The 13,688-nt window shown below is 67.3% G+C and carries 11 protein-coding genes; 4 read left to right on the top strand and 7 right to left on the bottom strand.

What is annotated here, in order from left to right:
• Positions 1 to 12 precede the first annotated feature (12 nt).
• Positions 13 to 1,473 carry an RsmB/NOP family class I SAM-dependent RNA methyltransferase gene (locus tag CEY09_RS32705; RefSeq protein WP_088590126.1) on the bottom strand — a complete coding sequence of 487 codons (1,461 nt, stop codon included), beginning with the start codon at positions 1,471 to 1,473 and terminating at the stop codon, positions 13 to 15.
• Positions 1,474 to 2,552: 1,079 nt separating this feature from the next.
• Entirely contained in the window at positions 2,553 to 3,218 is a 666-nt protein-coding gene (purN, locus tag CEY09_RS20255) for a phosphoribosylglycinamide formyltransferase (protein WP_006227930.1), read from the bottom strand.
• A gap of 166 nt (positions 3,219 to 3,384) precedes the next feature.
• On the opposite strand from purN, the gene CEY09_RS20250 reads away from it, so the two are divergent.
• From CEY09_RS20250 to coaBC, 4 genes are all read left to right on the top strand, one after another.
• A complete protein-coding gene (locus CEY09_RS20250; protein ID WP_006227929.1) occupies positions 3,385 to 4,350 on the top strand; it encodes a bifunctional riboflavin kinase/FAD synthetase in 966 nt (321 codons plus the stop codon).
• The gene (gene ileS, locus CEY09_RS20245; RefSeq protein WP_088590038.1) at positions 4,340 to 7,201 is read left to right on the top strand and encodes an isoleucine--tRNA ligase; all 2,862 of its coding nucleotides are present in this window, start codon (positions 4,340 to 4,342) and stop codon (positions 7,199 to 7,201) included. The genes CEY09_RS20250 and ileS overlap by 11 nt, the downstream gene beginning before the upstream one ends.
• 2 nt (positions 7,202 to 7,203) lie before the next feature.
• Positions 7,204 to 7,737, top strand: a complete 534-nt coding sequence (gene lspA / locus CEY09_RS20240; protein ID WP_088590037.1) for a signal peptidase II — start codon at positions 7,204 to 7,206, stop codon at positions 7,735 to 7,737.
• A 165-nt stretch (positions 7,738 to 7,902) separates the two neighbouring features.
• Positions 7,903 to 9,099 carry a bifunctional phosphopantothenoylcysteine decarboxylase/phosphopantothenate--cysteine ligase CoaBC gene (coaBC, locus tag CEY09_RS20235; RefSeq protein ID WP_006227926.1) on the top strand — a complete coding sequence of 399 codons (1,197 nt, stop codon included), beginning with the start codon at positions 7,903 to 7,905 and terminating at the stop codon, positions 9,097 to 9,099.
• Between the two features lie 270 nt (positions 9,100 to 9,369).
• Here the strand turns inward: coaBC and CEY09_RS20230 are convergent, their stop codons facing one another.
• From CEY09_RS20230 to CEY09_RS20210, 5 genes are all read right to left on the bottom strand, one after another.
• The gene (locus CEY09_RS20230) at positions 9,370 to 10,362 is read right to left on the bottom strand and encodes a Bug family tripartite tricarboxylate transporter substrate binding protein (protein ID WP_088590036.1); all 993 of its coding nucleotides are present in this window, start codon (positions 10,360 to 10,362) and stop codon (positions 9,370 to 9,372) included.
• Positions 10,363 to 10,477: 115 nt separating this feature from the next.
• The gene (locus CEY09_RS20225; RefSeq protein ID WP_088590035.1) at positions 10,478 to 11,167 is read right to left on the bottom strand and encodes an AroM family protein; all 690 of its coding nucleotides are present in this window, start codon (positions 11,165 to 11,167) and stop codon (positions 10,478 to 10,480) included.
• Positions 11,164 to 12,093, bottom strand: a complete 930-nt coding sequence (locus CEY09_RS20220) for a DUF1177 domain-containing protein (protein WP_006227923.1) — start codon at positions 12,091 to 12,093, stop codon at positions 11,164 to 11,166. The genes CEY09_RS20225 and CEY09_RS20220 overlap by 4 nt, the downstream gene beginning before the upstream one ends.
• Positions 12,090 to 12,794 (bottom strand): dipeptidase PepE, encoded by a 705-nt coding sequence (pepE, locus tag CEY09_RS20215; protein WP_088590034.1) that lies wholly within the window; start codon positions 12,792 to 12,794, stop codon positions 12,090 to 12,092. Before pepE ends, CEY09_RS20220 begins: the two co-directional genes overlap by 4 nt.
• 67 nt (positions 12,795 to 12,861) lie before the next feature.
• Positions 12,862 to 13,629: an IclR family transcriptional regulator gene (locus CEY09_RS20210; protein ID WP_088590033.1), complete on the bottom strand. Its 768-nt coding sequence runs from the start codon at positions 13,627 to 13,629 to the stop codon at positions 12,862 to 12,864.
• Positions 13,630 to 13,688: the final 59 nt, after the last annotated feature.

Here is a 13,688-nt window from a genome sequence, read left to right as displayed (position 1 = left end):
ACCGATCGCGAATCAGGCCGGCTTGTCTTCCTTGGCCGCGTCGGCCTCGGGGACGGCGTCAGCCAGGGTTTCGGCTTCGGATTCGCCCCTGGGGGTCGTCTCGGCCGTGTCGGCAGCAGATGCTTCGGCCTTGACCGGCGCGCCCGCGTCCTCGCCCTCGTCCAGGGCCAAATCAACATCGGCGTCCAGATCGGCGTCGGCCTCCGCCGCGTCGGCGGCTTCGGCCGTTGCGCCGGCTGCGCCCTTCTTTTTGCGCTCGAACACTGCGGCAAAGAAGCCGTCGGTGCCGTGCACGTCAGGGCGCAGCTGGACGTACGGACCTTCCAGCTTCAGCGTTTCGCAACGCGCGGCCAGGATCTCGGCGGCGTCCAGGCGCTCGAATTCGGGGTGGCTGGCCAGGAATCGCTCGGCCTGCACCTCGTTTTCTTCCGCCAGCAGGCTGCACGTGGCATACACCAGGCGGCCGCCGGGCGCCACGCAACGCGCGGCGCTGTTCAGGATGCGTTCCTGCAACCGGCCCAATTCGGCCAGCGCCTCGGGGTGCTGGCGCCATTTCAGGTCGGGGTTGCGGCGCAAGGTACCGATGCCGCTGCAAGGCGCATCGACCAGCACGCGCTGGGCCTTGCCGGCCAGGCGCTTCACGCGGGCGTCGTTCTCGCTGTCGATCACGACAGGCACCACGTTGGACAGGCCGCTACGCGCAAAGCGCGGCTTGGCGCGGGCCAGGCGCGCGGCGGACACGTCAAAGGCGTACAGGCGGCCGGTGGAGCGCATCAGCGCGCCCAGCAGCAGCGTCTTGCCGCCGGCGCCGGCGCAGAAGTCGATGATCATTTCGCCGCGGCGCGGGGCGACCAGCAGGGCGAGCAATTGGCTGCCTTCGTCCTGCACTTCGATGCTGCCGTTTTCGAACTGCGGCCAGCGATTGATGGCCGGACGGCCTTCCATGCGGATGCCCCACGGCGAAAACGGCATGGCCACGGGTTCGTAGCGACCGGCGCTCTGCTGCAGTTCCGTCAACATGGCGTCGCGCTCGGCCTTGAGCGGGTTGACGCGCAGATCCAGGCTGGCTTGGCGGTTCAGCGCTTCGACCAGGGTTTCCGGGCTGTCCATCTGGCTCAGGCGTTCGTCCAGCCAGTCGGGGATGCTGCCGCGCACCGCGCGGGGCAAGGTCGCCAGATCGATCTGCGACACGCGCTTGAGCCATTCGGCTTCGGCGGCGTCCATGCCCTCTTCCAGCGCTTCGGCGCCCAGCGTGGCGTTCAGGCCCAGGATGGCCAGACGGCGCGAGGCCGGGCCCACGCCGCTTTCACCGAACTGGCGGTAGCGGCGCAGATGGCGCAGCACGTCATAGACGGCTTCGGCGACTTCGGAACGGTCGCGCGCGCCCAGGTTGGGATGGTGGCGCAGCCAGTGCGAAAGCGCGGAATCGGCCGGATAGGTCCATTGCAGGATTTCGCCCAGGACACGCTGCACCTGGTCGATACGGATGGCCGCATAGGATTGGCGCGGACGGTTGAATTGCGGCTTTTGCGGGGCCTGCTCGCGATGGCCGTGCGAAGCGTCATCACCGCGCGGCGCATCATAGGACGGCCGGTTCTGGCCTTCGCGGCGCTCGGAACCATACGACGTGCGTTCGCCGCCCCGGCTGTCGCCGCGCGGGCCGTTGCCGTACGACGGACGTGAATCCGGACGGCCGGAGCCTTCGCGGCGATCCGAACCGTAGGAGGCACGTTCGCCGCCACGGCTGTCGCCGCGCGGGCCGTTGCCGTACGACGGGCGCGAATCCGGACGGCCGGAGCCTTCGCGGCGGTCCGAACCGTAGGGAGCGCGTTCACCGCCACGGCTGTCACCACGCGGACCATTGCCGTACGACGGACGCGAATCCGGACGGCCGGAGCCTTCGCGGCGATCCGAACCATAAGAGGCGCGTTCGCCGCCACGGCTGTCGCCGCGCGGGCCGTTGCCGTAGGACGGACGCGAGTCTGGACGGCCCTGGCCTTCACGGCGGTCCGAACCGTAGGGAGCACGTTCGCCGCCACGGCTGTCGCCACGCGGGCCGTTGCCGTAGGACGGACGCGAGTCCGGGCGGCCCTGGCCTTCACGGCGCTCCGAACTGTAGGAGGCCCGTTCCCCACCCCGGCTATCGCCTCGCGGGCCGTTGCCACGGTTCTCGCCACGCGGTGCGTCGTAGGACGGACGCGGCGTGGGCCGGCCTTGGCCTTCCCGACGATCGCCGCCGAAGGCGCCGCGTTCGCCACGGTTTTCACCGCGGTTCTCGCCGCGCGGCGCGTCGAACGACGGGCGCGGGGCCGGACGGCCGGCATCCCGGCTGGGACGCTCGTCGCGCCCACGATCGCTGCGCTCGCGCTGGGGCGCCTCGCGGGCGTCGCCCTTGGGACGCGAGAAAAAGGACCGACCGTCGCGCCCTTCGGAGGCTGCCCTCGGGGTGCCTGCCGGACGAGAACGCGGAGATTGGGGTTTAGTCATGGTGTGTTCCAGTGGGGCGGAGGAGTTCCGCCCGATAAAAGCGATTCAGTGCGATTCGGGGCCGCTCAAGCGGCCGGCGACCAGGTGAACAGGCGCGCGGGATCGCCCTGCACGTCCACCCGGTGGTCATTTGTCAGCGTAACCCGGCCTTCGGCCAGCCAGCGCACGGCAGCCGGAAAAGCCTGATGTTCCACTGCCAACACGCGATTAGCCAGCAGTTCCGGCGTATCGCCGGCCAGGACCGGCACGCAGCCCTGGGCGATGATGGGGCCGTGGTCCAGCACCGGTGTCACGAAATGCACCGTGCAGCCGTGTACGCGCACCCCCGTCGCCAGGGCTTGGGCGTGGGTGTGCAGCCCGGGAAACGCCGGCAGCAGCGAGGGGTGGATATTGACCAGCCGGCCGGCATAGTGGTTGACGAAGCCCGGGGTCAGGACGCGCATGAAACCCGCCAGGATGACGTAGTCGGGCGCGTAGCGGTCGATTTCAGCGGCCAGGGCCGCATCGAACGCTTCGCGGCTGGCGTAGTCCTTATGATACAGGGCTGCCGTGGGGATGCCCTGGGCGGCGGCCCATTCCAGGCCGCCGGCATCCGGCCGGCTGGCGATGACGGCGGCGATTTCGGCCGGCCAGCCCTCGTCGCGGCACGCTTCGGCCAGCGCCTGCATGTTGCTGCCCCGCCCCGAGATCAGGATGACGAGGCGGCGTTTAGAAAATTGTGTTTCCGGCAAGATAGAAGAATCCAAATATTTAGCCCCCAGGGCGCCCGGCAGGGGCGCCTTGCTTGTCGCAAAAGGGCTTGTCCGCCGCCATTGCGCACCCCGGAAATACCGGTCGCGCAGAAATGGTTGGGGGGATTAGAACAAACCCGGAATCCAAAATTGTAAACTCTCGCTCGTGAAACCATCGCTGCGCATCTACCGATCCCTGCCTCCGCCCGACCGGCGCGCCCCTTGCGCGCTGACGATCGGCAATTTCGACGGCGTCCATCGCGGGCACCAGGCCATGCTGGCGCGCGTCTGCCAAGTCGCTCGCGAGCGCGGCCTGACGCCCGCCGTCATGACCTTCGAGCCGCATCCGCGGGAGTATTTCGCCACCCTGAACCAACGCCCCGAACTGGCGCCCACCCGGATATCCGGACTGCGCGACAAGCTGGCGGCGCTGGCGCGCTACGGCGTGTCCCAGGTCGTGGTGGAACGCTTCAACGCCCGGCTGGCCGAAATGTCGGCCAACGCCTTCATCGAGAACCTGCTGGTGCAGGGGCTGCAAGCCAAATGGCTGCTGGTGGGCGAGGATTTCCGCTTCGGCCACAAGCGCAGCGGCGATATCGACCTGCTGCGCGAAGCCGGCATGCGCCATGGTTTCGAGGTGCAGACGCTGGCCGACGTGACCGATCAGCAAGGCCACCGGATTTCCAGTTCCGAGGTCCGCACGGCGTTGGCCGTGGGCGACCTGGACCGCGCCCGCCATCTGCTGGGCCACCCGTACCACATCAGCGGCCACGTGATCCATGGCCAGAAGCTGGGCCGGACCCTGGGCTTTCCCACGATGAACCTGCGCGTGGCCGAACGCTGCGCCGCCCGCTCGGGCATCTATGTGGTGCAGGTCTATGGCCTGGCCGAGCGCCCGCTGCCTGCGGTTGCCAGCCTGGGCGTGCGCCCGACGGTCGAAGACCGCGGCCGCGTGCTGCTTGAGTCGCACCTGCTGGACGACACGGTCAACGCTTACGGTAAACTCGTACGCGTCGAATTCCTGCACAAGCTGCGGGACGAAGAAAAATTTCCTGATCTCCCTTCCCTGACTGCCGCCATCGCCGAAGACGCGCGAAACGCGCGCGCCTATTTTGCCGTTCATGGACTATAAAAAGACCCTCAACCTGCCCGATACCCCCTTCCCCATGCGGGGCGACCTTGCCAAGCGCGAGCCCGCCTGGATTTCGCAGTGGGAGGAAAACCACGTCTACCAGGCGATCCGTGCGGCCAGCCGCGGCCGGCCCCGTTTCGTGCTGCACGACGGTCCGCCCTACGCGAACGGCGACATCCACATCGGCCACGCGGTCAACAAGATCCTGAAGGACATCATCGTCAAGAGCCGCAACATGGCCGGCTATGACGCGCATTACGTGCCGGGCTGGGACTGCCACGGCATGCCGATCGAAATCCAGATCGAAAAGAAGTACGGCAAGCACCTGCCCGTGGCGGAAGTGCAGTCGAAGGCCCGCGCCTACGCGCTGGAGCAGATCGACCGCCAGCGCAAGGACTTCAAGCGCCTGGGCGTGCTGGGCGGCTGGGACCGTCCGTACATGACGATGAATTTCAGCAATGAAGCCGACGAAATCCGCGCGCTGGGCCGCATCCTGGACAAGGGTTACGTATTCCGCGGCTTGAAGCCCGTGAACTGGTGTTTCGACTGTGGCTCGGCCCTGGCCGAAGCCGAAGTGGAATACGCCGACCGCGTCGATCCGGCCGTGGACGTCGCCTTCCCGTTTGCCGAACCGGCCAAGCTGGCCAAGGCCTTCGGCCTGGAGTCGGTGGAAGACGGCGCCATCGTGATCTGGACCACCACGCCCTGGACCATCCCGTCCAACCAGGCGCTGAACGTGCATCCGGAAATCGAGTACGCACTGGTGCGGGTGTCCCCGGCGCCCAAGTTCGGCCCCCTGCTGCTGGTCGCGAAAGACCGCGTCGAAGCCTGCCTGAAATCCTGGAACCTGGAAGGCGAAATCATCGCCACGGCACCGGGCGAAGCGCTGTCGGGCATCGAATTCCGTCATCCGCTGGCGCAGTTCAATGCCGCGTACGATCGTCGCTCGCCTATCTACCTGGGCGACTACGTCACGGCCGACTCGGGCACGGGCGTGGTGCACTCGGCGCCTGCCTACGGTATTGAAGACTTCGTGTCGTGCAAGGCGCACGGCATGAAGGACACTGATTTCATCAGCCCGGTCATGGGCGACGGCAAGTACGTGGACAGCCTGGCGCTGTTCGGCGGCCTGTCCATCTGGGACGCCAACCCCAAGATCGTCGAAGTGCTGACCGAAGCCGGCGCGCTGATGCACGTCGAAAAGCACAAGCACAGCTACATGCACTGCTGGCGCCACAAGACGCCGATCATCTACCGCGCTACCAGCCAATGGTTTGCCGGCATGGACGTGGCCCCCAAGGATGGCGGCCCGACCCTGCGCGAATCGGCGCTGGCCGGCATCGACGCCACGGCCTTCTACCCGGCCTGGGGCCGCGCCCGCCTGCACGCCATGATCGCCAACCGTCCGGACTGGACCCTGTCGCGCCAGCGCCAGTGGGGCGTGCCGATGGCCTTCTTCGTGCACAAGGAAACCGGCGAACTGCACCCGCGCACGTCCGAATTGCTGGAACAGGTGGCGCAGCGCGTCGAGCAAGGCGGCATCGAAGCCTGGCAAGCCATTGAACCCAGCGACTTGCTGGGCGACGAAGCCGACCAGTACGAAAAGAACCGCGACACGCTGGACGTCTGGTTCGATTCCGGCAGCACGCACGCCACGGTGCTGGGCGGCAAGGACGGCGAATTCGCCGGCTCGCACGGCGCTGAACTGGGGTGGCCCGCCGACCTGTACCTGGAAGGCTCGGACCAGCATCGCGGCTGGTTCCATTCTTCGCTCCTGACCGGCTGCATGCTGTACGGACAGCCGCCCTACAAGGCGCTGCTGACGCACGGCTTCGTGGTGGACGGCCAGGGCCGCAAGATGAGCAAGTCGGTGGGCAACGTAATCGCCCCGCAAAAGGTGTCGGACTCGCTGGGAGCGGAAATCCTGCGCCTGTGGGTGGCGTCCACCGACTACTCGGGCGAACTGTCCATTTCGGACGAGATCTTGAAGCGCGTGGTGGAAGGCTATCGCCGCATCCGCAACACGCTGCGCTTCCTGCTCGCCAACGTGGCCGACTTCGACGCGGTGTCGCAATCGGTGCCGTACGGCGACCTCTTCGAGATCGACCGCTACGCGCTGGCCATGACGGCGCAGATGCAGTCCGAAGTGCAGGCCAACTACGAACGCTATGACTTCCACCCGGCCGTCTCGCGCTTGCAGACGTTCTGCTCGGAAGACCTGGGTGCGTTCTACCTGGACATCCTGAAAGACCGCCTGTACACGTCGGCCCCCGGCAGCGTGGCGCGCCGCTCGGCGCAGACGGCGCTGCTGGACATCACGCAGACGCTGCTGAAGCTGATGGCGCCGATCCTGTCCTTCACGGCTGAAGAAGCCTGGAAGGAACTGGTCGGGTCCGCCCTGAAGCACCAGGCCGACGCGGCCCGCACGACGATCTTTACCGAGGTCTACCACGCGCTGCCGCCGTTTGCCGACGCCGACGCGCTGACCGCCAAGTGGGCGCGCCTGCGCGCCATCCGCGCCGACGTCCAGCGCAAGCTGGAAGCAGTGCGCACGGCGGGCGACATCGGTTCGTCGCTGCAAGCGGAAGTCGACCTGTACGCCAATGGCGACGACCAGCAACTGCTGGCCAGCCTGGGCGACGACCTGCGCTTCGTGCTGATCGTCTCGCGCGCCACCGTGCACGCGGGCGAAGGCGAGACCCGCATCGAGGTGACGCCGTCGACGCACAAGAAGTGCGAACGTTGCTGGCATTGGCGCCTGGACGTGGGCCAGGACGCTGACCACCCCGAGATCTGCGGCCGCTGCGTGTCCAACCTGTTCGGCTCGGGCGAAGCCCGCGACAAGGCTTGAACATGGCCCGCCCCTCCGATCCGGGAGTGACGGGCACGGCCCCCACCCGCGCCGCGCCGGCGCGCGTGGGCGGCTGGCTGGCGCTGGCGCTGTTGATCATCGTGCTGGACCAGTTGACCAAGGTGTACTTCAACACCTCGTTCCAGTACGGCGAACGGGTCAACGTGCTGCCGGTTTTCGATTTCACGCTGCTGTTCAACCGGGGGGCCGCATTCAGCTTCCTGGCGTCCGAAGAAGGCTGGCAACGCTGGCTGTTCACTGCCCTGGGCATCGTGGCGGCAGTGGTCATCACGATCATCCTGCGGCGCACGCATGGGCAGCCCCGGTTCAGCCTGGCGCTGACGCTGATCCTGGGCGGGGCCATCGGCAACGTCATCGACCGCGTGGTGTATGGCCACGTGGTGGACTTTCTGCTGTTCTATTGGAAAGACTCCTACTTCCCCGCCTTCAACCTGGCGGACGTGGGAATCAGCTGCGGCGCCGTGCTGCTGGTGCTGGACGAGCTGCTCCGCAGCCGCAAGAAACTGCAAGCCTGACGACCGCCGCCGGGGCGCAACGCCCCGGCCGCCCCTCCCACGGGGCTGGGTTTTGCCCTATTTGATCCCCCCTGAATGCATCGCGAACGGCGCAATGCCGCAATGCAGAATAAAATCACCCTCCATTCCTCGTTTTCACGGCGCTGAACCCGCCGCCACGCCCTCATGCTCGATCTCGCCCGCAAACGCATCGTCCTCGGTCTGACCGGGGGCATCGCCTGCTACAAAATCGCCGAGCTGGTGCGGCGCATGACCGAACAAGGCGCCACGGTCGACGTGGTGATGACCGAGGCGGCCACGCACTTCATCACCCCCGTCACCATGCAGGCCCTGTCGGGCCGGCCGGTGTTCGTGGACGCCTGGGATGCGCGCGTGCCCAACAACATGGCGCACATCGACCTGACGCGCGGCGCGGACGCCGTGCTGATCGCCCCCGCCAGCGCCGACTTCATGGCGAAGCTGGCGCATGGCATGGCCGATGACCTGCTGTCCACGCTGTGCCTGGCGCGCGCCTGTCCGCTTCTGGTGGCGCCCGCGATGAACCGCGAGATGTGGGCCAACCCGGCCACGCAGCGCAACGTCGAACAATTGCGCGCCGACGGCATCAGCGTCCTGGGCCCCTCGGCCGGCGAACAGGCTTGCGGCGAAACCGGCGACGGCCGCATGCTGGAAGCGCATGAGCTGTTGACCGACCTGATCGCCTTCTTCCAACCCAAGCTGCTGGCCGGCCGCCACGTGCTGCTGACCGCAGGCCCCACGTCCGAACCGGTGGACCCCGTGCGCGTGCTGAGCAACCGCTCGTCGGGCAAGACCGGCTACGCGCTGGCCCGCGCGGCCCGCGAAGCCGGCGCCCGCGTCACGCTGATCACCGGCGCCACCTTCCTGCCCGTGCCGCGCGGCGTCACCGCGCTGTCGGTCATGACCGCGCGCCAGATGCACGACGCCGTGATGGCCAGCGCCGCCGACGCCGACATCTTCATTGCGGTGGCTGCCGTGGCGGATTGGCGCGTGAAGAACGTCAGTACGCAGAAGCTGAAGAAGACCAGCGAAGGCGGCGGCGCGCCGCTGATGGAATTCGAACCCAATCCGGACATTCTGGCCGAAGTGGCCAAGCTGGAAAACGGCCCGTGGTGCGTGGGATTTGCCGCTGAAACCGAAAAGCTTGCGGAACACGCAGAAGCCAAGCGCGCCCGCAAGGGCATCCCGCTGCTGGTGGGCAACCTGGCGCATAAGGTCATGGACGCGGACACCACCGAACTGGTGCTGTTCGACGAGCAAGGCGCACACCCCCTGCCCGCCGCCGACAAGCTGGACGCCGCACGCCGCCTGATCGCCGAAATCGCCGCAAGGTACCCGGCGTAGGATGGGTGAAGCGCGGGAGATCGGCGGCAAGAACTCTGCCGTCGAACGCGCGTAACCCATCAAGCGGCGGCCGCGTTGTGGCTGAACCGGCTTAGCAAGCCAGCGTTGTTTGATGGGTTACGCGCGCTCCAGACGTGCGTTCTTACCCCCGATCTCTCGCGCTTCACCCATCCTACGAAGGATCGGGGGCATCGCGCATGCCACACGATGGCAGAATGAAGTCACCCGGCGCTTGCCGGGTGTCATTGGGACCAACTCTTCCTTAGCCGCTTACTGCTCCAGGCTGATGTTCGCGGCCTTCACGATATCGGCCCACTGCTTGCGGTCGTTTTCCAGGAACTGGCTGGTCTTCTCGGGCGTCATGTCCGTCACCGGCTCCGAGCCCAGGCCCGCCATCTTCTCGATCACACCAGGCTGCTTAAGCACGTCTTGCAGCGCGGCGTAGTAGGCCGCCAGCACGTCGGCGGGCAAGCCTGCCGGCGCGAACACGCCCTGCCACGTCGGCATGTCGAAACCCTTCAGGCCCTGTTCGTCCAGCGTCGGCACGTTGGGCAGTTGGGGCGCGCGCTTGATCGATGCGACCGCGATGGCCTTGACCTTGCCTTGCGAGGCCAGGGGCGCCGCGGTCGAGATGTTGTCCATCGTCATCGCGATGTGGCCGCCCAACAGGTCGGTGATGACCGGCGCGGCGCCCCGATAGGCGGCGTGCGGGACTTTCACGCCCATCTTGTACAGCATGGTTTCGGCGATCAGGTGGTTGGAAATGCCCACGCCCGCCGTGCCGTAGGTGGCGGTCGGCGTCTTCTGGAAATAATCCTTGAGTTCGGCGAGATTGTTGGCGGGCACGTCCTTGTTCACGATCACCACGTTCGGCTGGACCGCAGCCAGCGTGATGGGCGTGAAGTCCGCGGGCTTGTAGTTGGTGCCCTTGGGGTTCAGCACGTGGGTGATGGCCATGGAACCGGCCGCCGCAATGCCGATGGTGTAGCCGTCGGCGGGCGATTGAGACAGGCGGAACGCCATGATGTTGCCGCCGGCGCCAGCCAGGTTTTCGACGACGACCGTCTGGCCCAGCTGCTGCGACAGCGGTTCGGCCAGCAGGCGCGCCAGCGTGTCGGCCGAGCCGCCGGGCGCAAAGCCCACCAGCAGCCGCACGGGTTTTGTGGGTTTCCACGCATCGGCGGCGACCGCCGTAGAGGCGGCCGTCAGGGCGGTGATGGCGAACAAGGCGCCAACGGCGCGGTGCAGGGTAAGGCTGAACATGAAAGGACACTCCGAACGATAAATTGACGAAGACAGCTTCGTCTCCCCTCGCCGCTCATCCGGCACGGCGGCAGACAACGGATCCGCAACCGTGCATCGGCCAGCGTTGGCGGCGTTATTCCAATAGTTGCGACAGCGCCTGCGCGACCAGGCGGTTCGACAGCAGCACCGGGCGGCCGGACGCCTGCGCGACGGCCTGGCGCATGCGCTCCGCGTAGCCCATGCAATGCATGACGATCAGGTCGCATGACGCCAGCGCCTGGCCCGCTTCCGCGAAATTGCGGGCGGCCTGGCCGGCATCGGCTTCATAGGGCGAGGCGTGCACGACCTGCGTTTCGCAGGACAGCGGCACGGCCATGTGAAAGAAGTCGACCTGTTCGGCCAGCGGCACCACCAGCCCTACCTTGCGGCAGTGCTGCGACAAGCCCGCGACCAGATGGTCGACGACCTGCTGCGGCTCGACGACCAGTGTGCGCATTGGCGCGATGGCGGTGCCGGTGCACAGCGGCACCAGCACGTCGTAGCCGGCGCCGTCCGCCTGCTGCATGACCGCTGCCAGCCGGGCTTCGGCGGCGGCGGCATCCAGCTGGACCTGGGCGCCATCGCGCAAGCGCGTGGCGAAACGGTATTCGCCGTCCCGCGGGGCCATTGCGGCCAACGCCGCGGCATCCAGCCCATCGAGCGCGCCGAATTCATTGATCTGAACGGTCTCGCCCAGCAGCCGCGCCATCTCGGGCACGACATCGCTGCGCGGCGATTCACCGATGGTGAAGAAGGCCACGCGGCGCGAATGGGGCGCGCTCATGCTGCGCCGCCGTCGACACGACCGACGGTCTGCAGATGGGCCATCGAACCGTAGCGGCCTTGCAAGGCCGCCCATTCCGCGTCGTCGAAGAACGTCATCGTGCGCTGGCCGTACAGCTTGGCGATCTCGATGCAGAAACGCATCGCCACGTCGGCATCCACCGCGTTCGTGACGCCGGTCGCGCAACCGGGCACGGTGGTCTGCGCGGTCAGCGCCACGCCCACGACCGGCGCATCCGTCACGATCGCCGGCTGCATCAGCGAATTCACATGCCACAGGCCGTTCTCGTACGGCGTGATGTCCTGCGTGGTCAGCGGCAGGGTCACGGGCAGTTCCCCGCTGACCCAGCCCATCACGTCCAGCATCGTTTCCGGAATGCGCAGCAGGTAGCCCTGCTTGGCCACCGGCGTCAACGCCACGCCGCGCTTGTTGACCAGGCGATTGCCGCGCGTCGTGTCGACCGACAAGATGGCGTCCATGCGCGGATCGACTTCGTACGACATCATTTCGCGCATCGGGAACGGCGAACGCATCATCGGCACGGGATGGTGCGGACGCGTGCCGGCGCGCGGGCAGATGTGCGTGCGGATGCGCACGGTGCCCGGCATGACGTCACCCTGGCGTGCCATCGCCATCAGCTTGAGCGCCGCGGCAATGGCAACCACCGCGCCGTCGCTGTCCGACACCAGGCCCGTGACTGCGGGGCGGGCGCCGATGCCGCCCAAGCGGCCCACGATGCCCAGCTGCGGCGCCGTGTCATCCGCGCCGGGGATCACGATGGACAGAAAATCCGTGGCCGCGCCGTCGCGTTCAAGGCGGGTCACTTCCACCTCGCACTGGCCGGCATCGCGCAGCACCTGCGCCACGGCTTCGCCCGTGATGTGCGCGGACGACAGCAGCTCGATGGTATCGATCACCTGCTTCATGCCGGGATCTCCAGCGGACCCGGCCGGAACACGCGCGGCTCGGCGTGGCCCTGGAACAGCGGGGCATCATGCGGGCCGATCAACGAGACCTTGTCGCCGCGCACGCGCAGCGCCGCGCCTTCGGGCAGGCCCAGCACGGGCATCGTCGGATTCAGCGTGCAGAACTCGGCCAGGCGCTGGGCGCGCGTTTCGCCGCGGTGCCCCGGCGGGTGGGCGTTGGTGTAGTGCGGGTTGATCTGGAACGACAGCAGCCCCAGCGCGTCGAAACCTTCCGGATCAGTGATGGGCATGTCGTTGGTGGTGCAGATGCTGGGGCACGTCAGATTGGAACCGGCGCTCCACCCCAGGTAGGCCGCACCGGCACGCACGCGGCGCGCGACCACGTCCAGCAGGCCCTGGCGGCGCAGCTGGCCCAACAGATTGAAGGTGTTGCCGCCCCCGACGATGATGACCGCGGCGCTTTCCAGCGCGGCCACCGGGTCTTCGGCGCGGTGCAGGCCCTGGATGGCCAGGCCGGTGTCGGCCAGTGCCGACACGACCAGCGCGGTGTAGTCGTCCCAGTCGCGCGTGACGCCGGCGAACGGCACGAACACGGCCGGCGCGCCTTGCGGCAGGGATTCGATCAATTCACGGATGTCCGGCATCGCGTGGACCAGGTAGCCGGCGTCGCTGCTGGAATTGCTGAGGAGCAAGAGGTTCATGGGGGAAGATTCCGTCAAGGGATGTTCTGGATGGCGCCCGCGAGGACGCATCGGGAAAGGGAGAAGTTCAGCTCAACCAGTAAGGGTCATTCAATTCGCGGCCTAGCGCGGCCACCTGCTGCAGCACGGATTCACGCAGGCGCGCCACGCGCGCCGCATCGGCCTGGAATGACACGAACGACAGGCACAGCCCGCGCAATTCGCCCGTTGCCGGGTCGCGCACGGCGGCCGCCACGGCACCGATGCCGGGCATGGCCTGATCGATGGCCACGCCACAATGGTCTGCACGGGTCTGCGCGACCAAGCGGGCCAGGTCGCCGACCGTGGCGGGGCAGTCGCGCCCTTCCATCGGCAGGGGCTGGGCGGCATCCGTGCCATACAGGGCCTGGAATTCGGCATCGTTCAGGCGCGACAGCAGCGCGCGCCCCATGGCTGTGCCCGAGGCGTTGCGGCGCGAGCCGGGCGGCGACAGCACCTGCACGGGATGCGAACCGTTCAATCGTTGCAGCACCACGGTTTCACGCTGGTTAAGCGTGGAAAGATAGGCCGTCAGGCCGCTGTCGTCCGACAAGCGCGCCAGCACGGCGCGGCAAGCTTCATCCAGCGGCGTGGCAGCCATGCCGGCGCGCACGGCCTGGGCCAGTAACGCGCCGGGACGATAGCGGCGCGTGGCGGCGTCCTGGTCCAGCATGCCGTAGTGCTGCATCTGGTTCAGCAGGCGGGAGGCCGTGCTCTTGGGCATGGCCAGGCGCGCGGCCACGTCAGTGAAACTCAGTTCCGCCGCGCCTTCCGCATACAACCCGAGGACGCGTTGGACCCCATCGAGAATACTCATGCTTGTTCCATAAAACGGAACTTAAGTTCCTTATTAGGGAACCAGAATAAAACAACGCG

This window comes from Achromobacter marplatensis, assembly GCF_002209535.1.
In the GTDB taxonomy this organism is placed as follows: Bacteria; Pseudomonadota; Gammaproteobacteria; order Burkholderiales; family Burkholderiaceae_B; genus Achromobacter; species Achromobacter marplatensis.
The sequence above is the reverse complement of the archived record's forward strand: the minus strand, read 5'-3'. Positions and strand labels throughout refer to the sequence as shown.